The following is a 20,090-nucleotide window of genomic DNA, read 5'->3' as shown; positions in this document are numbered from 1 at the left end:
TTCACGAAGCAAAAAATTATTTTTTGTCGCGGATACGCTCAATCAGCAAATCACCGTACTTAGACGTCGATACCTTGCCGCCGATATCTGCGGTACGGCCATCTACTGTCGCGACGGTTGCATCAATCGCATCGCGCAAATCCAGCGCGACTTTATGCAAACCTTTGTGCTCGGCCATCAGTGCTGCTGCCAACAACAATGCGGTTGGATTAGCCAAGCCCTGACCGGCGATATCCGGTGCTGAACCGTGGACTGCTTCAAAAATTGCTGCACCTTCACCGATGTTTGCACCCGGCGCCATACCGAGGCCGCCGACCAAACCAGCGATCTGATCTGACAAGATGTCGCCAAACAAATTGGTCGATACCAGCACATCGAACTGCCATGGATTCAATACCAATTGCATCGCGCAAGCGTCGACGATGCGATCGTTGAATTCGATTTGATCGGCGTAGTTGAGGCCGACTTGTTTTGAAGTTTCCAGGAACAGGCCGGTTAATGCTTTCAACACATTGGCTTTGTGGACGATGGTGACTTTCTTGCGATTGTTGCGCACTGCATAGTCGAATGCGAACTTGGCGATGCGACGGCTGCCGGCGCGGGTATTAATACCAGTCGCCATCGCGACTGCATGCGCGTCGTCGCCGATTGGTACGTAATGCTCGTGGCCTACGTACAGGCCTTCTAGATTTTCGCGCACCATGACCAGATCGATTTTTTCGTAACGACCGCCGGGCACGATGGTGCGGGCTGGACGTACGTTTGCATAAAGCTGGAAGGTTTCGCGCAGACGCACATTGACTGAACGGAAGCCGCCACCGATAGGCGTCGTCAACGGACCTTTTAATGCGAGGCCAGTTTGGCGAATGCTGGCGAGCGTTTTTTCCGGCAAGAGGTCGCCGTGTTTTTCAAATGCATTCAAGCCAGCTTGATGTTTGTCCCATGTGAATGGGTTGCCCAGCGCATCGAATACACGTTCGACGACATCAACGATTTCAGGGCCGATACCATCACCCGGAATAAGCGTCACCGGAATTTTTTGCTGCGTGCCAGGGTTAAGCATGTTGTGTCCTATCCATGATCAAGATAATAAAAGCGCGAATAACTTTGTGTAAAAGCTGGACGTAGTTTAACTCAAAAGTCTTATGTCATATATAAGAGCAAAGGCTTTTTATGACTGAATGATTTTTTGACAAGCTGGCAAATGAACAATCCAAGCCTGGGTCAAGACAGCATATTTCCGCCTAGGCTATAGTGACGCTCACGCTAGCTCGCTTGCAGGAACTGGCCAATTCACCTCTCAATCACGCATTCAATCAAGGATATTACAAATGGCACAAACCGAAATCAAAGTAACAAAAGGCGCAGGCAAGTTTCAACAGATCGTCGCTGCTGGCCCACACAGCTTGATCGCAGATGCACCATCCGCCTTCGGTGGTGATGACGCAGGTTTTGTACCGCATGATTTGCTGGCAGCAGCATTGGGCGCGTGCACCGCAGTGACATTGAATATGTATGCAGGCCGCAAAGAATTGCCACTGGAAAAAGTCGACGTCTCAGTCATCGCCGCTGAACAAGATGGCGCGTATGTATTCACCCGCACACTGACTTACTACGGCGACCTGAACGCAGAACAAAAAGAAAGCCTGAACAAGATTGCTGACAAGTGCCCGGTACATAAAGCACTGTCAGGCGACATCAAGATCGTCACATCGTCGAACTAAGTAGTAGTTAATAAGATGGGAGATAAATTTTTCTCTCATCCATGATTCTGAAAAAATACGAAAGCGAGTTGTGTATGGAACCCGATCAAAGCGCTCTAGAACTTGTCGTCGTACCGCGCACGCGCGACCTCGGTGACAATTTTGAAGTACGACGTGCATTGCCGACGACGCAAAAACGCATGGTCGGGCCTTTCGTCTTTCTGGATCAAATGGGGCCGCATGCATTTATCGCAGGCCGCGGGCTGGATGTGCGGCCGCATCCGCACATCGGCCTCGCTACCGTCACATATTTATACGATGGCGAAATCGAACATCGCGACAGCGTCGGTTCGATTCAAACCATCAAGCCGGGCGCAGTGAACTGGATGACAGCCGGCAGCGGCATCGTACATTCCGAACGCACAGGTGCAGCCTTGCGCGCGCAAGGCACGTCGCTTTACGGCTTGCAGTGTTGGGTTGCGTTGCCAAAGAAATATGAAGAAGTAGATCCGGCTTTTCAACACACGGCCGCCAATCAATTACCGATCATCGAAGGCGATGGCGCGACTGCGAAAATTATTGCCGGTAGTTTTTTCGGCAAAAAATCGCCAGTCGCTACTTTGTCAGATTTGTTCTATGTCGATGTACAGCTAGAAGCTGGTGCACGACTTGATGTACCTGCCGAATATCCCGAGCAGGCAATGTATGTGATTGAAGGTCAGCTCGATCTGGGACGCGATGGTATTTTCAATGCGGGGCAATTACTGGTATTGAAGGCTAATACCGCCGTCACGCTGCGCGGCGTCGGACCTGGCATCACCAAGCTGATGCTGCTCGGTGGCGAACCTATGGATGGTTCGCGTTACTTGATGTGGAATTTTGTTTCCAGCTCACTGGATAGACTGGAACAAGCCAAGGAAGACTGGAAGGAACGACGCTTTGCCGAGGTGCCGGGCGAAACCGAATTTATTCCGATGCCGGATATTCCCGGCACCCCAGTCGGCTATCCCTGATCGTCCCGCAAGCGCGAGACTACAAGAGATTAGAAACCAACGTCTGTACCCGGATCGAAGTCCAGCAAACCATGATCCAGTGAAGCGCTGGAACCTGGTCCTTTTGCCTTCGCCAGCATCAGTGCCTGACTGGCGCGCAAAATCATCTTGTCTGCATCATCACCAGCCATATTAGTCGTCAGGCCAGTCGAAAAAGTCACGGCCAATGACGGTGCAATCGAGGCCCAGTCCAGCGCAGAAACCGCTCCGGTCAAACGCACAATCGCGCCATCACTTTGATCCAGCCAGGTAGTCGGCAAGATCAATGCAAATTCGTTAGGGCTGATACGGCCGAATGAATCCAGCGAACGGATCAATGACAGCACTGCGCCTGTCAGATTTTTCAATACTTGATCGCTGATAACGCTGCCGTATTGTTCGTTCAACGTGTGATATTGGTCGATAGAGATAACCGCGAATGAAAATGGATGGCCGGTACGTTTGGCCCTATCCAGTTCGCCGTCCAGTTTTTCGATCAAGCCACGGCGGTTCAAGGCGCCGGTCAAACCATCGGTAGTCGCCACCGCATCCAGATTTGCCAATATCGACTGCAATTCGCGAATCACGACATCGCCACCCACGCCGGCTTTGACTTGCTCTAACAGAGCATTCAATTGCGTCGTCACATCTTGAAGATTCTGCGCGGGATTGGTTTGCAAATCGCTCTCCGTATCGGAAAAAATAGCGTTAAAAATGTTTGGTATGCACTACAGCCGGCTAATTAATCAGCAGCACAGCCGCATGAATAAATCATCGGCTTGATTGTCGTCATTATTTTGGCTGATTGCAACATTGATCGCGCCACCAAAATGCGCAAATACATCACTCATCGCCAGCCCAGCCGGGCTAGCTTACAGGCTTTGGCTTTTCGGGATTGTTAACTGTTGTTAATGAGTGTTGTAAAACGAGGGAAATAACAAGGGCGGCATTGCGCCCAAATCGGCAGATAAACTGAACAAGCTATTGCTACTTGCTATCCAATTGGTCGTAAACCGCATGCGCGATTTTCGCCAGCTCACCTTTGTCGACGCCGCCTGATAAGGCATAGCCGAACTTGCCATCTATCCAATAAAACACATTGACCGCGCCTTGCTGTGCGAAGCGGAAACCAGTGTCCTTGTTCTGCGCCTGATCGGTAGAAACATACAGCGTCAAACGCTGACCGCCAACGTCCTGATACATGAATTGCGCGACCGGACTGCCGCTTTCACCCGGCAACAAACGTCCACCCACTAATTCATAACCGAGCTTGCCCAGCTTGGGCGGATGCATATCTGCGCCTGTGCGTTTGTATAACCAGGCCACCAGTTGATCTTCATGATCGGCACCTATCTCTACCGGACGACGCACATCTGGTGTGTAGACGCCATGCGCAATTGCTGCCTGCCGCGCAAAACCAGTCAGCGCGATATGCGCATCGGGATTCTTGATTGTGGAACCAGCCAACATGCCGGTTTGCGTAGAACCGTGCAACATCCAGCCGCCAGCGCCACTGACAATGGCGATCAACAAACCTGCTGCGAAACGTAAATAAGATGGCGTAATCGAAGATGCAAGCGATGAGTTGTCATCCTCCAAATTTTTAGTCAAACGTAGCGGCACCACTTCATCCAGCACGGGATTGAATAGCGCACGCAATCCTTCATTCTGCTCACGGTACGCATTGATGCGCGCCAGCTCTTCCGGCCGCGCAGCCAGATACGCAGCGACTTCCTCGCTGCGCGCGTCACTCAGCAAGCCATCGACATAGGCGTGCAGATCTGATTCTGTCACCGCTAGCTGATTCATTTAACTACCTTTAATGGCGACAGGACTGCTCGCCCTTCCATATGTGCGCGCAATTTTTGCCGCGCGCGCGACAGGCGTGACATCACAGTTCCTATTGGCAGGCCCAGCGTTGCAGCCACTTCTTCATAAGACATTTCTTCCAGCGCTACCAACAACAGAATTTCTCTTTGCTCGGCGGGCAATGTGGCGAGCGCGGATTGCAGATCGCGCATTTCCAGACCATAGGTTTGCGTCGCCCTAGCTATTGGTAGCGGCGTATCGTCGTCCAACACTTCTGTTGCAATCGTTGGACGCCGAACTTGATCGATATGCAGGTTGTGCATGATGCCAAACAGCCATGCGCGCATATCGCTACCGTGCTGCCACGACGACAATTTTTTCCAGCCGCGCTCCATCGTGTCTTGCACCAAATCGTCAGCGCCCGTGCGATCACCTATCAGTGCACGGGCGTAACGACGCAGTCGCGGGATGCACGCGATCAAACGATCGCGCTCATCCTGCATAACAACCTCCACAAAGGTGCGACAGCAATTGCATCAGGACTGCTTAGTCCTTGACGACGTGCCAGACTTCTTTAACGTTGTCGCCGTTACGATCACCGGCTTTGGTGTCGGATACAAACAGGTACAGCGGCTTGCCTTTGTAGGCAACTTGCTTGGCACCATCGTCACGTGTGACGACAGAATACGGCGCAGCCAGTTTGGCATCACCAACAGCTACTGGCGGCCATGCAGTTGCGCAAGGACCGTTACATACACTTTTGCCGCTATCGGCGACATCTTTGTCGAAGGTGTAAACCGTCATGCCAGCGCTGTTGACCAGAATGCCATCGGCTTTTTTGACAGGTGCGGTTTGCGCAAAAGCAGCGCTGGAAAAAACCAGGGTAGCAGCAGCGGAGAACAGAATCAGTGAGCGTTTCATTTTGTAATTCCTTTTCGGTGAGGGTGATGACGCTAGCAAAATGATGAAAACGTTTTTCAAACCGCTTGCATCGGACAACTCAAGAACACACAGCAATCGCTGATATCGAGGTAAACGTTAGTGCGACAACTTTATTCCATGAAAACGAAAATATTTTTCTACAACTTCTTCTACTAGGGCTGATTGCTGCCCATAGACTACGCCGCTCTGCCGAAACAAACTACTGGCGTAAACCAATAGCGATAAGCATTGCTGCCTTTATATAGTGAAGCACTATAGACACGGCACTATAGAAGCACCTCATCCGCGCTAGATAAACACTACATACGCAATGAAGTACAACCGAAATCAAAACGCGTGCTTAAGGCAAAAAACTCTCAAAATATTTGCGCAAATTCACTAGCAAATCACTTCACACTATCTTAACAATTTACGTACTATCCACAAAAATCATAGGTGGTATCCACACTTCCTATTTCTTATCGTGCCGTGAATACGTGATATCCACAATCTGAATATCAGACATTCTTGCATTTATCTATTGCGACGATTTATCACTTCTCTGATAGTTGCGTCGTTGAATTTAATAAACACGGATCGCATGCACGCAGTCAGCTGAATATCCGCTTTCTGAAGATGCTTGCGATTGCAAATGATCGAATGAATCAGTTGTTTATTGCAACGAGCGCACTGAGTAGTACATAGGTGCATTCCCATACCTGAGAGTTGAGAGAAGGCAAAAATGAATCAAGCTACTGTTACTCGTCCATCGTCGTTTCGCTGGATACAATTGATCCTAGGTATCGTCGCCATGGCGATGATTGCAAACTTGCAGTACGGTTGGACGTTGTTCGTCGATCCTATCGCTGCAAAACACGGCTGGAGTCGCGCTGCGATTCAAGTCGCATTCACGATTTTCGTTCTGACCGAAACATGGTTGGTACCAATCGAAGGCTGGTTCGTCGATAAATTCGGCCCACGTCCAGTTGTTATGGTCGGCGGCATATTGTGCGGCCTTGGCTGGTTCATCAACTCGTTTGCTGACTCCCTGCCTATGTTGTACTTCGCAGCAGTCGTCAGCGGTATCGGCGCTGGTGCTGTGTACGGTACTTGCGTTGGTAATGCGTTGAAATGGTTCCCGGACCGTCGCGGTTTGGCAGCTGGCTTGACCGCTGCTGGCTTCGGTGCTGGTTCTGCTGTCACCATCATTCCTATCTCGGCAATGATCGCTACTCGCGGCTACCAAGATGCGTTCCTGTACTTCGGTATCGGCCAAGGCATCATCGTTGTGTTGGTTTCGCTGTTCTTGGCACGTGCTCCAGAACACAAAAAAGGCGATGCAGTCGCAAACGTTCAACAAACCAAACGCGATTACAAACCATCGGAAGTTCTGCGTGAGCCAGTGTTCTGGGTCATGTACGCAATGTTCGTCATGGTTGCAGCTGGTGGCCTGATGGCAACTGCTCAATTGGGTTCGATTGCACGTGACTTCAAAGTGTTCGACGTTCAAGTCAGCATGATGGGCCTCACATTGCCAGCGTTGACATTTGCTCTGGCTATCGACCGCGTATTGAACGGTTTGACCCGTCCATTCTTCGGCTGGGTATCGGATCAAATCGGTCGCGAACCAACCATGTTTATCGCGTTCTCGATTGAAGCAGTTGGTATCCTGGCTCTGTTCCACTACGGCCACAACCCATTCGCATTCGTTATCCTGACTGGTATCGTGTTCTTTGCTTGGGGCGAAATCTACTCGCTGTTCCCATCGACTTGCGCTGATACATTCGGCAGCAAATTTGCAGCGTCGAATGCTGGCTTGCTGTACACAGCTAAAGGTACCGCTTCGTTGCTGGTCCCACTGTCAGCAGTGTTGGCTACCGCGACCGGTGGTTGGTACGCAGTGTTCGTAGTTGCTAGTGCGTTGAACGCAACTGCAGCTCTGATGGCATGGTTTGTATTGAAACCAATGCGCGCCAAACACATGGCTAAACCAGCTGCTGCTGAATAATTCATTCAGTTAAGCTGTTCCTCTTCAAGACCGGCCTAGGCCGGTCTTTTTTTGTCTGCGTTTTTGCTTGTATCACCATCACCGGCCGAGTTTTGATTTGCCAGCAGCTTGATGCCGGCCAAACATCCGATCTCGCCCTCCCAGCATCCTTATGTGAGCTGGCGCTCTCACTTACGCCACAAGTTCAGGTAGCATTGGCGGCATCAACAATGCGCGCCGTTCAGCGGCCACCCCTACATGAACTATCCAGAAATCCAGCAAAAGACTTTTCTCACTTTATTGGTTGTCTTTTCGCTCGCGTTCATCGCGATTTTGCTACCCTTCTATGGCGCGGTATTCTGGGCTGCCGTACTGGCGATTCTTTTTTCGCCCTTCTATCGCAAGCTGTTAATCAAGATGAATCAGCGCAGCAATTGGGCTGCGCTCGCCACGCTGGCAATCTGCATGCTTGTGGTGGTGCTTCCGCTGGTGCTGATTTCGATCTCGCTGGTACATGAAGCGACTAATTTATACGGCACCATCCGTTCCGGCCAACTCGACTTCGGCGTGTTTTTCCAGAAAATCGTTGCTGCGCTGCCGGCCTGGGTCGTCAATCTGCTGGATAGGTTCGGCCTGACTGACTTCACCGTTATCCAAACCAAACTGTCGAACGCGGCAGTACAAGGTAGCCAGTTCATCACTACCCAAGCGATCAACCTCGGCCAGAACACATTCAACTTCCTGGTCAGCTTCACGATCATGTTGTACATCTTGTTCTTCTTGCTGCGCGACGGCGATAAGATTGTGATGCGCATCAAACAAGCTGCACCTTTGAATCCAGATCACAAACGGGTGTTGTTCAACAATCTGACCACCGCCATCCGCGCTACAGTCAAAGGCAACATCATCGTGGCCGCAGTACAAGGCGCGTTGGGCGGTATCGCCTTCTGGTTCCTCGGCGTACAAGGTGCGTTGTTGTGGGCTGTATTAATGGCGTTTCTGTCGCTGTTGCCGGCAGTCGGTGCCGCGCTGATCTGGGTACCGGTTGCGATTTACTTCTTGGTGACGGGAGCGATCTGGCAAGGCGTATCGCTGATTGTGTTTGGGGTGATGGTCATCGGTCTGGTCGATAACGTGTTGCGCCCTATTCTGGTCGGCAAAGACACGCAACTGCCAGACTTCGTCGTATTGATTTCCACAGTCGGTGGCATGGCCTTGCTGGGATTGAATGGCTTCGTGATCGGCCCGGTGATTGCGGCACTGTTTATTTCTTTGTGGGAGATGTTCTCTTCAGGGAAGCAAAAACAGGAAACCGACAAACATCATCGCCCTGATTAAATTTGTTTGAGTATTACCGACTAAGCACGCTGCGATTTCTTGTATCCAGCGTGCTTTTTCTTTTGCTCGGCGTGTTTATTCCGTAAATATAAATATTGCCCGAGTACCGCAGCGAATAGCAGCAAGGTGTTGGTCACCACAAATACCCAGTTTTCCACGGCGAAGCTATAAATAACAAAGCCGACCGATGCGCTGATTTGTCCTATGAACAGCCACTTGGAAACGCCGGCGCTGGTCTTGGTGCGCCATTGCTTCCACACCTGCGAAGACACTGTGAACAACAGTATCAAGGCACTCGCCCACCCTATCGCTTCGGTCATCATTGCTATATCAGTTTCCGAATTTTTAATATTGAATAAATTTAGAAAATCTTGCTGTCGCGCTTGGTCGGCGTCTTGGCATTTTTGTGTGCTTCGTCAGCCTGTTCCGAAGTGAGTGTTTCCGGAGGATCAGACAATTCTTCGTTATCAATCAGATTGCTGATTCCTGAATTGCCATCCACATGGCTTTGCTCGCCGCTCGCATCGTGGTTGTCATTGATGCCGCCATTTTTCTTGCTCATCTCGTCTCCTTAGTAACGCTGACGGCACTCCGATAAGAATGCCGCCAGTTACCCAGCTAGCTTACGCCATTGCTGTCATCAATTCTTCCTTGCGTTCCATGATCTCTACCGCGAGTCCTTCCAGATCCATTTTTGCTTTTCTCGCTTTAGGAAACATCTCTGTCTCTTCTTCTTCGACGTGGTGATCGATGTACTCGCTCAACACTTTTACCTTGGCGTCGTACATAGGATCGTCGCCCGACATCTCTTCAATTTGTGCGATCAGGTCTTTGGCTGTGGCGTGCTCAACCTCAGCCTCATTCAGCAAATCGTCGTCCTTGATTGCGTCACGTGCAGCCGGGTAAAAAATTTCTTCTTCTACCTGCGCATGAACCGTTAATTCTTCGCAAATTTGCAGAGCGATCTCTACCTTGCCATCTACATCATCCTTTTTGGCTAACTTTTCATATTCCTTGAAAAGCTTTTTCACTTTCTTGTGATCGTCGATCAATAAAGTCACCGCATCCGGACCGACCGCCTTGGTGGCAGATTTGGCTGGCGATTTCTTGGCTGGCTTGGCATTCGATTTAGTTGCAGTTGTCATCATGACTCCCGAATATTTTTAACGTGAAATCGGGCAGAAAACGAAAGTGTTTTTGCCCACTATAGGCGAATGATTTATTTAAAGTGTAAATTTCGCCTGTGGGTCAATGTAGTACTCGCGCAGTGCTATGCGTATCAGACAGCGGCTTTAGTTGATGTAAGAATATGCGCTCTTGCCCTGCTTCAACGCTTGCGTCTGCGCAATCTGCCCGGTAAATCTGCGACAATCTCGGTATGAACCAAACCCAGCCTTTGGCAGCAGACACGCTGTTGCACACCGCCTTTTATAAATTTGTCGCCTTGACCAATGCCGACGCTGTCGTCACGCATTTACGCGAGCTGACGCGTGATTTGCTAGGCAGCATCCTGGTGGCAGATGAAGGTATCAATGGCGTGCTGGCTGGCCCTGGCGCAGCGGTTTATGCCTTCGAGCAAGCATTGCGTAGCGATGCGTTTTTCGATGGCAAATTTGCCGATATCCGCTTTAAGCACAGCGCTTGTGACACCGCGCCATTCGCGCGCATGAAGGTGCACAAGAAATCGGAAATCGTTTTCCTCGGCGTCAATGGTGTCGATGCGGTCAGCAAAACCGGTATCGACGTCAGCCCGGAAGAATGGCGCGCACTGATTGCGCAAGACGATGTGGTCGTCATCGACAATCGCAACAGCTTTGAATTCAAGCTCGGCAAGTTCAAGAATGCGATCGATCCCGGCGTCGATAATTTTCGCGACTTCCCAAAATACATAGAAGAAAACGTGCCTCAATGGCAAGCCGACGGCAAGCGCGTCGCGATGTATTGCACAGGCGGCATACGTTGCGAAAAAACCAGCGCATGGATGCTGGACATGGGCGTACCGGTATATCAACTCGAAGGCGGCGTGCTCAACTATTTCGAGAAAATGCCTGACGCGGAAAAAGACTGGGAAGGCGAATGCTTCGTCTTCGACAACCGCATCGCACTCGATACCAAACTGCAGGAAACCGATACCACGCTGGAAGATGTCTACGGCGGCGTGCCTGAATGGGAATGGCGTTTGCAACGTGCAAAACGTCTGGATGAAGACAGCGAGTGAGCGAGAAAATAAATACGCTGACTAAACCAGTCAGCAGGAATGGCGTCGGCCCCAGCAGCGTAGCGCTGCCGCCCGGTCCATGGCCTTCCATTATCGATTTTCTGGTTGAACAATTCCCTGCGATTCCGCGCAGTGAATGGACAGAGCGCATGCAACGCGGCGATGTGCTGGACGCGCACGGCAAGACATTAACGCCAGCGAGTGGCTATCAAGCAAACAGCAAGATTTTTTACTTTCGCAGTCTGCCGGTCGAAGCGCGTATTCCATTCGATGAAGTGGTGTTGTATCAAGACGATTATTTGATCGCAGTCGACAAGCCGCATTTTTTACCCGTCACGCCAGCGGGCCGCTATCTGCAAGAAACGTTGCTGGTAAGACTGAAAAATTCTCTAGGCATAGACACGCTCGCGCCCATGCATCGCATCGATAGAGAAACCGCAGGTTTGGTGCTGTTCACGATACAGCCGCAGACACGCAATCTGTATCAAAGCCTGTTCCGCGAACGCAGCGTCAGCAAAGAATACGAAGCGATCGCGCCATATCGTGCCGATCTCGGCTTGCCGATTACCTACTGCAGCCGGCTAATGGAAAGCGCTGCCTTCATGAAGATGGAAGAAGTCGCGGGCGAACCGAATGCAGAAACTGCGATTGATTTAATTGAAGTTGAAGGCACGTTGGCGCGTTACAAACTGGAGCCTGTCAGCGGCCAGAAACATCAACTGCGCGCGCACATGGCGGCGCTTGGAATACCGATCGTGAACGACAGGATTTATCCCGAACTATATCCGGATGAAGGTGCAGATCAAGATTACAGCCAGTCATTGAAACTGCTGGCGAAGACGATAGAATTTGTCGATCCGATTTCCGGGCAATTGCGTCAATTCCAAAGCCTGCAAAAATTATCGTTCTAAAAAGCCCATGTAAAAATCCTTTACACTGCTCATTACACTGTACCCGTCAATCTACAGAAAGAAATCGATGTCATTGGAATCCTTTACCAGCTTTATCGGCAGCACCATCACCCCGCTATCGCTCTGGCTCACAGAAAAAGCCGCAGATCGTTTTGGCGGTCCTGAATCAAACCTGCGACAAGTGGTAATTCGGAGTCTGGCATTCATCTTGTTGCTGATACCGATCGCGCTCGTCGCACTCATGATGGTGGGCATGAGCATATTCAGTTTTCAAATGCTGTATGCCGGTATCTAAGTAAAGCACTAACTTTCACTTTACGCCGCCTGAAGCAAGGCCTTGTCTTTGCTCTCATTGATTTGAGTACAAATACGCTCCTGCCAATCCGAATGCGCTTGACCTGAAGTCCACACTGCCAGATGCAGTTGCGACATATGGAGCGGGTCGCTCAGCAGAATATTCTTTTGCGCATCAGCCAATGCAGTTGGACCACTCAGCAAAGCAGTCTGTACCAAATCGTTGCTGATTTTTTGTGCAGCAGCAGAACGGTGTAGATGCAACTTGCCGCTCGCACAAACCACCCCATTCAAATTCGGCTCAATCACTGCTTCGATAAAATCGGGCGGTGGCGGCGTCGCTTTGACATGCGCCACGGTTGCCAATAATTCCACCGGTGGTTCAGCTTCTTCCGGAATCAAAAACAGTTTTTTCTTGCGAAAGCGCAAGCCGTTAGACACCTTGCTGGAATAAATCGAAATCGGAATCGCCACTGCCAGTGAGCCGACAATCGGCAGCAACCACGGCAAGAAAGTTGGATTCAACCAGAACACCGCGCCGCCCCACGCCAAACCTAGCAGAGTATGCAAACCATGATGACGGAAGGCTTCAGCGGGAGTCGTTTCGGTATCTTCACGCGGCGGCGATTTCCAGCGTAAAGCCCAACCCATGAACGCAGAAATCACAAAGTGTGTATGGAACAGCATGCGCACTGGTGCAAGCAACATAGAAAAAAACATTTCGATCAATACACTGAACAACAAGCGCATGCGGCCACCGAATTGTTTTGCGCCCTGCCAGCAAATCAACAACGCACTCAATACCTTAGGCAAGAACAACAAGGTCGCGGTTGCGCTAAATAGTGCCAGCGCTTTTTCCGGATGCCATTGCGGCCAGTTAGGAAACAACTGCCACGGCTCGGTGAAGTAAGTCGGCTCGGTCAGCGTATGTTGCGCCAGCAAACCAGTAGAAAGTATCAAGAATAAAAACCACAAAGGTGCAGACAGATACGCCATCACACCAGTCACGAATACTGCGCGATGTACTGAGTGCATGCCGCGCGACAAGAACAAACGGAAGTTCATCAAATTGCCCTGGCACCAGCGGCGATCGCGCTTCAATTCATCCAGCAAATTCGGCGGCATCTCTTCATAACTGCCATCCAGATCGTAAGCGATCCAGACCTTCCAACCGGCACGCCGCATCAGCGCAGCCTCAATAAAATCATGCGACAGGATTTCGCCAGCAAACGGTCCCTTGCCCGGCAATAGCGACAAAGCGCAATGTTCTATAAAAGGCTTGACGCGAATGATCGCGTTATGACCCCAGTAGTGCGATTCACCAAGTTGCCAATAATGCAGACCTGCCGTGAACAGCGGACCATACACACGCGTCGAAAATTGCTGAATCCGCGCATATAAAGTATCGCGGCCCGCAGCGCGTGGTGCGGTTTGAATAATACCGGCATCTGGATTGGCTTCCATCGATTGCACCAGCTTGCTCAGGCAATCACCGCTCATCACACTATCGGCATCCAACACAATCATGTAGCGATAGTTGTTGCCCCAACGTCGGCAAAAATCATCGATGTTGCCGCTCTTGCGTCGCGTGCGACGTTGACGTCGGCGATAAAAAATTCGGCCGAAGCCATCGACCGCTTTGCATAATGCCGCCCACGCTGCGACTTCTGCCGCGCAGGTATCGCTGTTGCCGCTATCGCTTAATACAAAGAAATCGAAATGCTCGAGTTGCCCTGTCTTCTGCACTGATTCATACGTGGCGCGCAAACCGGCAAACACGCGCGTCACATCTTCATTACAAATCGGCATTACGATCGCGGTACGTGCGCCCGCCTCTATCGTGCCGTTGGTCAATGCAGTTTGTGAAATCAGGAATGGATCTTTACCGCGCGCCAGCAAGATGAAGCCTGTCATCGCCGTCCAGAAGCCGGCAGACACCCAGCAGAACAGCAGCGCGAACAAACTGAGCAGCGCAATTTCCAACCACTCTTTGCCTTGATACGGCAAGACGCGACTCATGTAATACGTGGCGAGCGCAGTTTGTCCCAGCATCAGGAACAACAAGACCAAACGTCGAATGCCGCCGTTGGCTTTGCTGCTTGCAGTCGGCTCTTTAGCAACTACGGCTAATTCAGGCGGAGTTTGATTTACTGATACATCTGCAACTGCAGAGTCTTCAATTTTCGTCTCGGCGATATGACTCCGATTCATGCGCACCGGGCCGAACGCACGCTGGAACCAGCGCGTGAAAGGATTCAAAGCGCCCCAAGGATGCGGCACCATCGACGCACGATTCAGCGGCGGTGCTACACACAAAGCTGCCGGCGCATTATCTTCATTGGTATCTGCAGCGGAAATTTCATCACGTCCGCGCCACACGGCGGCATGTCCGAGCGCAAGCTTCGCGCGTGCAACGACAGAGCCGTAGGCTGGATTATCGCCATCAGCATTTTTCTGCGCGAGTATGTGATGCAAGCGCGTCATTGCATCACGCGTGGATAAAGTCGGCGTCTCTGCGAGTTGCGCTTCTATGCCCTCGCGCACGGTAGGCGGCAAGGCCAGCCGATCCAGATAATGACTACACGGCAGCGGAATAATTGGCGCGTCCATCAATCAGCCGGCAGTATGTAACTCCACGTTTCCGATAGAGTCGTATTCACGGTTTGCAAGAAGCCGCGCATTTCCACCGGCTTCTTGTCATCGATGCGTTTGACACGCAGAGCAGCGCGATAGCCGCCTGTCGCTTCATTCTTGATCACATGCGACTCAAGAATTTCGCCATTACCATCTACTGAAACGCGCATGCTGATCTTGGATTCCTTCGCCAATTTTTTGAAGATAGGTCCTTCAAAATCGACAAACAAGGCAATGCTGTCATCCGGCTTGCGCAAGTAGCCGTGGCCGCGCCGGGTCTGCGTCACCCATGACAAAGGCGGCAGTTTTTGCGCACCCTTATGCCACGACAATCGATAATCGAAATTGAGTGGCGTGCCCGGCTTTGGAATTTGATCCGGTACCCAGTACGAGACAATATTGTCGTTCAACTCATCAGGCGTCGGTATCTGCACCAACTCAACACGACCCGGGCCCCACTTGCCGATTGGTTCTACCCACGCACTCGGACGCGCTTCGTAACGCGCTTCAAGATCTTCATAGTTGGCCTGCTTTTCATCTCGCTGCATCAAGCCAAAACCAGATGGATTGCTCAAGCCATACGAAGTCACCAGCAAGCGTTTAGGATTAACCAGTGGTCGCCAGATCCATTCACCGGTGCCAGATTGAATCGACAAGCCATCCGAGTCATGCACCTCTGGTCGATAATCATCCGAGGTGGCGCGCTGGTTCTCGCCAAAGAAATACATGCTGGTCAGCGGTGCGATGCCGAGCTTGGTGACGTTCTCGCGCAAGTACAACTGCGACTTCACTTCAGTGATGGTTTGTTCACCCGGCTTGACGACAAAACGATATGCGCCAGAAACGCGACGCGAATCCAGCAAGGCATAAATCGTCAACTGCTTGCTATTGGCGTTTGGCCGCTCTATCCAGAATTCCACAAAGCGCGGGAATTCTTCACCCGAATTCAAAGCCGTATCAACCGCGAGCCCGCGCGCTGACAAACCGTAAATTTGTTCCTTACCCACTGCGCGCAAATAACTCGCACCCAGGAAAACCACGACCTCATCTTTATACGACGCTTTGTTGATCGGGTAATGCACGCGGAAGCCGGCAAAACCTGCATGCTTTAAATCCTGCGCGCTTAATTTGTTTTTTCCATAATCGAAGTTGCGCGCATCAAACGGAATCGGCCGCGCGCGATTGCTGGTGATCTCATTGAGTTTGACGGCGCTGGCGAATTGGCGACCTTGATGGAAGAAGGTCAGCTCAAACGGCAATTTGGAAGTGCGCCAGTAAGCGCTGTCGCGTTTATAGCGGATGTCGCGATATTGATCGTAGTTCAGATTCTCCAAACCTTTGGAGATGTTCTTTGGCGGCTCTTTATAAGAAGTCGACGCAAGTTGCTTGGCCTTCTTGGCGACATCATTGAAATCAAATGCCAGTGCCGGCACGCTGGAAACAAAAGATAAAACCAACAACAAAATACCTGCCTGTACCCGCTTGGCAGTGAAGCAATCCGTAGAGAAATTCCGCAACATGTTTTCCAACTTATACCAACCTATCAGCAAAAAATATCGAGCCTGCCTCGCCGGGAGGCGAGTAGCTCCTGAATATTACCGGGATGACGGTGCCATCTGAGACGAAAAATGAGCTTTCGGAGGAAGAGTGCCATCTGGCGTGGTTCTCTTCGATTTTTCAGCGTCTTTTTCTCTTGGATGCGCTTGTCGATTAAATCCGATTACATAGAGTCAATAAAGTTCCGTTATTCAGCAGGCTTTTGCCTATTTCAATATTACTTCCCAAATGCACAATGCATGCCAATAATGCGGGATTCCGTACCGAGCGTTTCATCCAACAACTTCATACTGCCGTTTTAGCGCCGATCAGCGCCACATCATCAGCGCGGATCGGCATTAACCGGCATATGCAAATGCACAGGGAGATTGCATGGCGAACACAAAATGGCCGGACCACATATGGTTGGTCCGTCATGGTCAAAGCGCGGGCAACGTCGCGCGCGAACTGGCTGAAACACGCGGCCTGGAGTTGATAGACATTGTCGAACGCGACATCGATGTGCCGCTTTCCGATTTAGGTCGGCAGCAAGCGCAAGCCTTAGGCGACTGGTTCGGCAAACTGCCGGTTAATCAAAGACCGACCGTTGTGCTTTCCTCGCCCTACATACGCGCATGGCACACCGCGCAGATCATCACGAAAAATCTTGGTCCGACAGTCGACAAGCCCGATCATTTTCATACCTTCATCAGCGATGAGCGTTTGCGTGAAAAAGAATTCGGTATCTTGGATCGTTTGACCCGGCTGGGTATCGCACAAAAACATCCCGATCTTTACGATCAACGCCAACACGTAGGCAAATTTTATTTCCGTCCACCCGGCGGCGAAAGCTGGTGCGACGTCATCCTGCGCCTGCGCAATGTACTCGACACCATCACCCGAGAATATCCGGGCGAACGCATACTCATCGTCGGCCATCAAGTCATCGTCAACTGCTTCCGCTATCTGCTCGAGCACATGACAGAAGAAGAAATCCTCAACACCGACAAGGCAAGCGACGTACCCAACTGTTCAGTCACGTCCTATCAATTCAACCCCGACGTTGGAAAATTCGGCCAGCTCGAACTGCAACTGGTCAATTTTGTTGCACCGTTGCTGGAAGCCGGTGCACCAGTAACTGCTGCACCGGACATGTCCGGCGCACCCAAATCTTGAGGTAGTGATGACAGCGAATCAAACGTCGCAGCAAGACTCACCACAAAATTCCAAAGTGGATAACGGACGCATTCAAAAACTGGATGCAGAATCGCTGCGCAACTGGCCCTTGCCATTCCCATCAGGCGATGGCGACAAAGAAGATCGCGGCCACGTATTAGTCATAGGCGGCTCACGCGAAATGCCAGGCGCAGTCATCCTCGCTGCCACCTCAGCATTACGTGCCGGCGCGGGAAAATTGACCGTCGCCACCGGCGCAAGCGTCGCGCAACTGGTCGCATCGGCACTGCCAGAATCCCGCGTCATCGGCTTGCCAGAAACTGAAGACGGCGGCATCTTGCCCGGCTCCGCACATTTGTTCGATCCGCTGATAGGCAAAGTCGATGCCGTATTGATAGGCCCAGGCATGCAAGACGAACCAGCAATCTGCGCCTTCGTTCTATCGCTGCTGCCAAAATTTATAGACACAAAAATTGTGCTCGACGCCTGCGCGATGGGCGTAGTGCGCAACATGCAAGGCGACCCTTCGCACGATCACGCTAGCCAGAAAAATAATGCAGATGTGCGACTAGCCAATCTAGTCCTCACGCCACACGCCGGAGAAATGGCGCACCTGACCGGCGACGACAAAGACAGCATTCAAGCTGATCCACTTACTGTCGCACGCACAACAGCAAAAAAATGGAATGCAGTCGTCGCATTGAAAGGTCCAATCACCTTCATCGCATCACCCACTGGCGAAGCATGGCAACACGAAGGCGGCAACATCGGCCTGGCGATTTCCGGTTCAGGCGATACGCTGGCCGGCATCATCGCCGGCTTGGCGGCGCGTGGCGCGACCTTAGAACAAGCAACTGCCTGGGGCGTGGTCTTGCACGCGCAAGCTGGTGAGCAACTTGCGCAACGTGTAGGTTCGCTTGGTTATTTGGCGCGGGAAATTGCGGGGGAAGTACCGGGCTTGATGGATAAGCTTGGGCGGCGTGCAATTTGAAAATTATTGAACGTTAAGCCTGCCAAACCCCATATCCCGCTTCACGCAAACCTATCCCCAACTCCACTTCCATTTCGCACGCAGCCTGATACGGCATCGGGTTATAGACTGCATACAGTTCCGGCAGCAAACGCAGGCCGAACTTCTCCACGTATTTATTACTCTGAATGCCAGCCTTGTGTTTATCGAAGCGCTGATCTGGATCAAGGCCGGTCATGCCGACATACACACACGGTTTGCCGGGTATGTAATCGGGGTTGGCTTTTTTGAAGCGCGGCTCATACATGACGTCGGGCGACAATTCGACGACATAGACATGATGATGATGGTGGCGACGCGACATGAGAGTTTTTAAGCAAAACGTAAACGAGCGGTCAGCATAGCAGGCCAACGGAAGCGACGCGCATAGCAACATGGCCGCGACTATCGGTACAATCGCCACAGATACCATGCAAATAAAGACCATCTAAGCCGAGCAGAATCTAGGCGAGCACAACCTGATATCGCAGAAAGCGAGCGTCACAATGCAGCAATTCCATTTAAACGAAGCATGGCTTATCACCAAGCAAGCCGTCACGGCCTGGGTCGATGATTTTGCGCCCAGCATGGGTGCGGCCTTGGCTTATTACACGATCTTTTCGCTGGCGCCGATGTTGATTATCGTGATTGCGATTGCCGGTTTTTTCTTTGGGCAAAACACGGCGCAAGGAGAAATCATCCAGCAGTTGCGCGATCTGGTCGGTGATACCGGCGCGGCTGCGATTGAAGGCTTGTTGAAATCCGTCAGCGAGCCGGGTAAAGGCATCGTCGCTGCGACGCTAGGCACATTGACGTTGATGATAGGTGCGACCGCGGTGTTCGGTGAATTGCAAAGCGCGCTGGACCGCATCTGGAAAGTGCCGCCAGAAACCAAACGTGGCGGCCTGTGGAAAATGGCGCGCAAACGTCTGCTGTCTTTCGGCATGGTGATGGGACTCGGCTTCATGCTATTGATCTCGCTGGTGTTAAGCGCGGCGCTGGCAGCACTCGGCAAATGGTGGGGCAGCATCCTCGGCAACTGGGGCATCGTGCTGGAGATTTTGAATTTGGCGGTATCGTTTGCGGTCGTCACTGGTTTGTTCGCCATGATTTACAAGTTCATGCCGCGTGCATCGATACCGTGGCGCGATGTGTGGGTGGGCGCGGCAGTGACAGCCATCTTGTTCACGCTGGGTAAATTTTTGATCGGTCTGTATTTGGGCGGCACGAATATGGCGTCCGGCTTCGGCGCCGCCGGTTCGCTGGTGATCTTGTTGGCGTGGATTTATTATTCTGCGCAGATTTTTTTGCTGGGGGCTGAATTTACCTGGGTCTTTTCGCAAAGACGTCTGGAACGCATCAAGGAAAAAACGGCGGCTACTTCAACTGCAACCGCTACTGCAACACAGGCTGTCATCACCGAATAATTTCTTCATCTTGAACAGGCCGTACAAGGCTGCGGTCTGTTTTATTTACGGCGTGATCTTGAAACTGTTTTCAAGACGCCAACTCAGGTCGCTTTC

General features: G+C 51.5%; 21 protein-coding genes. 10 read left to right on the top strand and 11 right to left on the bottom strand.

Annotated elements, in window-relative coordinates:
* Nucleotides 1-16: 16 nt before the first annotated feature.
* A complete protein-coding gene (locus Q7T66_RS06105) occupies nucleotides 17-1,063 on the bottom strand; it encodes an isocitrate/isopropylmalate dehydrogenase family protein (RefSeq protein ID WP_304932443.1) in 1,047 nt (348 codons plus the stop codon).
* Between the two features lie 268 nt (nucleotides 1,064-1,331).
* Here Q7T66_RS06105 and Q7T66_RS06100 point away from each other — a divergent pair, with 268 nt between their 5' ends.
* Both Q7T66_RS06100 and Q7T66_RS06095 read left to right on the top strand, forming a co-directional pair.
* Nucleotides 1,332-1,724, top strand: a complete 393-nt coding sequence (locus Q7T66_RS06100; protein WP_304932442.1) for an OsmC family protein — start codon at nucleotides 1,332-1,334, stop codon at nucleotides 1,722-1,724.
* Nucleotides 1,725-1,798: 74 nt separating this feature from the next.
* Nucleotides 1,799-2,716, top strand: coding sequence for a pirin family protein (locus tag Q7T66_RS06095; protein WP_304932441.1), 918 nt, complete (start codon nucleotides 1,799-1,801; stop codon nucleotides 2,714-2,716).
* 29 nt (nucleotides 2,717-2,745) lie between these two features.
* On the opposite strand, the gene Q7T66_RS06090 is transcribed toward Q7T66_RS06095, so the two are convergent.
* From Q7T66_RS06090 to Q7T66_RS06075, 4 genes are all read right to left on the bottom strand, one after another.
* A complete protein-coding gene (locus tag Q7T66_RS06090; RefSeq protein ID WP_304932440.1) occupies nucleotides 2,746-3,414 on the bottom strand; it encodes a GGDEF domain-containing protein in 669 nt (222 codons plus the stop codon).
* 307 nt (nucleotides 3,415-3,721) lie between these two features.
* On the bottom strand, nucleotides 3,722-4,543 hold the full coding sequence (locus Q7T66_RS06085) for an anti-sigma factor (RefSeq protein ID WP_304932439.1): 822 nt from the start codon (nucleotides 4,541-4,543) through the stop codon (nucleotides 3,722-3,724).
* Entirely contained in the window at nucleotides 4,540-5,046 is a 507-nt protein-coding gene (locus tag Q7T66_RS06080) for an RNA polymerase sigma factor (protein WP_304932438.1), read from the bottom strand. Before Q7T66_RS06080 ends, Q7T66_RS06085 begins: the two co-directional genes overlap by 4 nt.
* A gap of 43 nt (nucleotides 5,047-5,089) precedes the next feature.
* Nucleotides 5,090-5,464, bottom strand: coding sequence for a hypothetical protein (locus Q7T66_RS06075; protein WP_304932437.1), 375 nt, complete (start codon nucleotides 5,462-5,464; stop codon nucleotides 5,090-5,092).
* A gap of 742 nt (nucleotides 5,465-6,206) precedes the next feature.
* On the opposite strand from Q7T66_RS06075, the gene oxlT reads away from it, so the two are divergent.
* Together oxlT and Q7T66_RS06065 are read left to right on the top strand one after the other, a co-directional pair.
* A complete protein-coding gene (gene oxlT, locus Q7T66_RS06070) occupies nucleotides 6,207-7,472 on the top strand; it encodes an oxalate/formate MFS antiporter (protein ID WP_304932436.1) in 1,266 nt (421 codons plus the stop codon).
* A gap of 237 nt (nucleotides 7,473-7,709) precedes the next feature.
* The gene (locus Q7T66_RS06065) at nucleotides 7,710-8,789 is read left to right on the top strand and encodes an AI-2E family transporter (protein ID WP_304932435.1); all 1,080 of its coding nucleotides are present in this window, start codon (nucleotides 7,710-7,712) and stop codon (nucleotides 8,787-8,789) included.
* A gap of 20 nt (nucleotides 8,790-8,809) precedes the next feature.
* Here the strand turns inward: Q7T66_RS06065 and Q7T66_RS06060 are convergent, their stop codons facing one another.
* From Q7T66_RS06060 to Q7T66_RS06050, 3 genes are all read right to left on the bottom strand, one after another.
* A complete protein-coding gene (locus tag Q7T66_RS06060) occupies nucleotides 8,810-9,109 on the bottom strand; it encodes a hypothetical protein (RefSeq protein ID WP_304932434.1) in 300 nt (99 codons plus the stop codon).
* A gap of 41 nt (nucleotides 9,110-9,150) precedes the next feature.
* On the bottom strand, nucleotides 9,151-9,351 hold the full coding sequence (locus tag Q7T66_RS06055) for a hypothetical protein (RefSeq protein WP_304932433.1): 201 nt from the start codon (nucleotides 9,349-9,351) through the stop codon (nucleotides 9,151-9,153).
* 61 nt (nucleotides 9,352-9,412) lie between these two features.
* Entirely contained in the window at nucleotides 9,413-9,934 is a 522-nt protein-coding gene (locus tag Q7T66_RS06050) for a hemerythrin domain-containing protein (RefSeq protein ID WP_304932432.1), read from the bottom strand.
* A gap of 233 nt (nucleotides 9,935-10,167) precedes the next feature.
* Between Q7T66_RS06050 and Q7T66_RS06045 the strand changes: the two genes are divergently transcribed.
* The 3 genes from Q7T66_RS06045 to Q7T66_RS06035 all read left to right on the top strand — a co-directional run bounded on the left by Q7T66_RS06045 (nucleotide 10,168) and on the right by Q7T66_RS06035 (nucleotide 12,213).
* Nucleotides 10,168-11,007, top strand: a complete 840-nt coding sequence (locus Q7T66_RS06045; protein WP_304932431.1) for a rhodanese domain-containing protein — start codon at nucleotides 10,168-10,170, stop codon at nucleotides 11,005-11,007.
* Nucleotides 11,004-11,918, top strand: a complete 915-nt coding sequence (locus Q7T66_RS06040) for a pseudouridine synthase (protein ID WP_304932430.1) — start codon at nucleotides 11,004-11,006, stop codon at nucleotides 11,916-11,918. The genes Q7T66_RS06045 and Q7T66_RS06040 overlap by 4 nt, the downstream gene beginning before the upstream one ends.
* Before the next feature lie 67 nt (nucleotides 11,919-11,985).
* Nucleotides 11,986-12,213, top strand: coding sequence for a hypothetical protein (locus Q7T66_RS06035; RefSeq protein WP_304932429.1), 228 nt, complete (start codon nucleotides 11,986-11,988; stop codon nucleotides 12,211-12,213).
* A 20-nt stretch (nucleotides 12,214-12,233) separates the two neighbouring features.
* Here Q7T66_RS06035 and mdoH read toward each other — a convergent pair whose 3' ends face one another.
* Nucleotides 12,234-14,822, bottom strand: coding sequence for a glucans biosynthesis glucosyltransferase MdoH (gene mdoH, locus Q7T66_RS06030; RefSeq protein WP_304932428.1), 2,589 nt, complete (start codon nucleotides 14,820-14,822; stop codon nucleotides 12,234-12,236).
* On the bottom strand, nucleotides 14,822-16,366 hold the full coding sequence (locus Q7T66_RS06025) for a glucan biosynthesis protein G (RefSeq protein ID WP_304932427.1): 1,545 nt from the start codon (nucleotides 16,364-16,366) through the stop codon (nucleotides 14,822-14,824). Before Q7T66_RS06025 ends, mdoH begins: the two co-directional genes overlap by 1 nt.
* A 409-nt stretch (nucleotides 16,367-16,775) precedes the next feature.
* Between Q7T66_RS06025 and Q7T66_RS06020 the strand changes: the two genes are divergently transcribed.
* Entirely contained in the window at nucleotides 16,776-17,558 is a 783-nt protein-coding gene (locus Q7T66_RS06020) for a histidine phosphatase family protein (protein ID WP_304932426.1), read from the top strand.
* Between the two features lie 7 nt (nucleotides 17,559-17,565).
* Nucleotides 17,566-18,549, top strand: coding sequence for an NAD(P)H-hydrate dehydratase (locus Q7T66_RS06015; protein ID WP_304932425.1), 984 nt, complete (start codon nucleotides 17,566-17,568; stop codon nucleotides 18,547-18,549).
* A gap of 13 nt (nucleotides 18,550-18,562) precedes the next feature.
* On the opposite strand, the gene Q7T66_RS06010 is transcribed toward Q7T66_RS06015, so the two are convergent.
* Nucleotides 18,563-18,892: a hypothetical protein gene (locus tag Q7T66_RS06010; protein WP_304932424.1), complete on the bottom strand. Its 330-nt coding sequence runs from the start codon at nucleotides 18,890-18,892 to the stop codon at nucleotides 18,563-18,565.
* Nucleotides 18,893-19,073: 181 nt separating this feature from the next.
* Between Q7T66_RS06010 and Q7T66_RS06005 the strand changes: the two genes are divergently transcribed.
* Nucleotides 19,074-19,994 (top strand): YihY/virulence factor BrkB family protein, encoded by a 921-nt coding sequence (locus tag Q7T66_RS06005; RefSeq protein WP_304932423.1) that lies wholly within the window; start codon nucleotides 19,074-19,076, stop codon nucleotides 19,992-19,994.
* Nucleotides 19,995-20,090: the final 96 nt, after the last annotated feature.

The sequence above is a fragment of the Herminiimonas sp. genome (assembly GCF_030655415.1).
This window is presented reverse-complemented; position numbering and strand designations above follow the sequence as displayed.

Coding starts and splice junctions, on each gene's coding strand:
- Q7T66_RS06100 (WP_304932442.1), top strand. CDS start 1,332: ATGGCACAAACCGAAATCAAAGTAACAAAAGGCGCAGGCAAGTTTCAA.
- Q7T66_RS06060 (WP_304932434.1), bottom strand. CDS start 9,109: ATGACCGAAGCGATAGGGTGGGCGAGTGCCTTGATACTGTTGTTCACA.
- oxlT (WP_304932436.1), top strand. CDS start 6,207: ATGAATCAAGCTACTGTTACTCGTCCATCGTCGTTTCGCTGGATACAA.
- Q7T66_RS06075 (WP_304932437.1), bottom strand. CDS start 5,464: ATGAAACGCTCACTGATTCTGTTCTCCGCTGCTGCTACCCTGGTTTTT.
- mdoH (WP_304932428.1), bottom strand. CDS start 14,822: ATGGACGCGCCAATTATTCCGCTGCCGTGTAGTCATTATCTGGATCGG.
- Q7T66_RS06095 (WP_304932441.1), top strand. CDS start 1,799: ATGGAACCCGATCAAAGCGCTCTAGAACTTGTCGTCGTACCGCGCACG.
- Q7T66_RS06015 (WP_304932425.1), top strand. CDS start 17,566: ATGACAGCGAATCAAACGTCGCAGCAAGACTCACCACAAAATTCCAAA.
- Q7T66_RS06065 (WP_304932435.1), top strand. CDS start 7,710: ATGAACTATCCAGAAATCCAGCAAAAGACTTTTCTCACTTTATTGGTT.
- Q7T66_RS06055 (WP_304932433.1), bottom strand. CDS start 9,351: ATGAGCAAGAAAAATGGCGGCATCAATGACAACCACGATGCGAGCGGC.
- Q7T66_RS06045 (WP_304932431.1), top strand. CDS start 10,168: ATGAACCAAACCCAGCCTTTGGCAGCAGACACGCTGTTGCACACCGCC.
- Q7T66_RS06025 (WP_304932427.1), bottom strand. CDS start 16,366: ATGTTGCGGAATTTCTCTACGGATTGCTTCACTGCCAAGCGGGTACAG.
- Q7T66_RS06005 (WP_304932423.1), top strand. CDS start 19,074: ATGCAGCAATTCCATTTAAACGAAGCATGGCTTATCACCAAGCAAGCC.
- Q7T66_RS06080 (WP_304932438.1), bottom strand. CDS start 5,046: ATGCAGGATGAGCGCGATCGTTTGATCGCGTGCATCCCGCGACTGCGT.
- Q7T66_RS06020 (WP_304932426.1), top strand. CDS start 16,776: ATGGCGAACACAAAATGGCCGGACCACATATGGTTGGTCCGTCATGGT.
- Q7T66_RS06085 (WP_304932439.1), bottom strand. CDS start 4,543: ATGAATCAGCTAGCGGTGACAGAATCAGATCTGCACGCCTATGTCGAT.
- Q7T66_RS06105 (WP_304932443.1), bottom strand. CDS start 1,063: ATGCTTAACCCTGGCACGCAGCAAAAAATTCCGGTGACGCTTATTCCG.
- Q7T66_RS06010 (WP_304932424.1), bottom strand. CDS start 18,892: ATGTCGCGTCGCCACCATCATCATCATGTCTATGTCGTCGAATTGTCG.
- Q7T66_RS06050 (WP_304932432.1), bottom strand. CDS start 9,934: ATGACAACTGCAACTAAATCGAATGCCAAGCCAGCCAAGAAATCGCCA.
- Q7T66_RS06035 (WP_304932429.1), top strand. CDS start 11,986: ATGTCATTGGAATCCTTTACCAGCTTTATCGGCAGCACCATCACCCCG.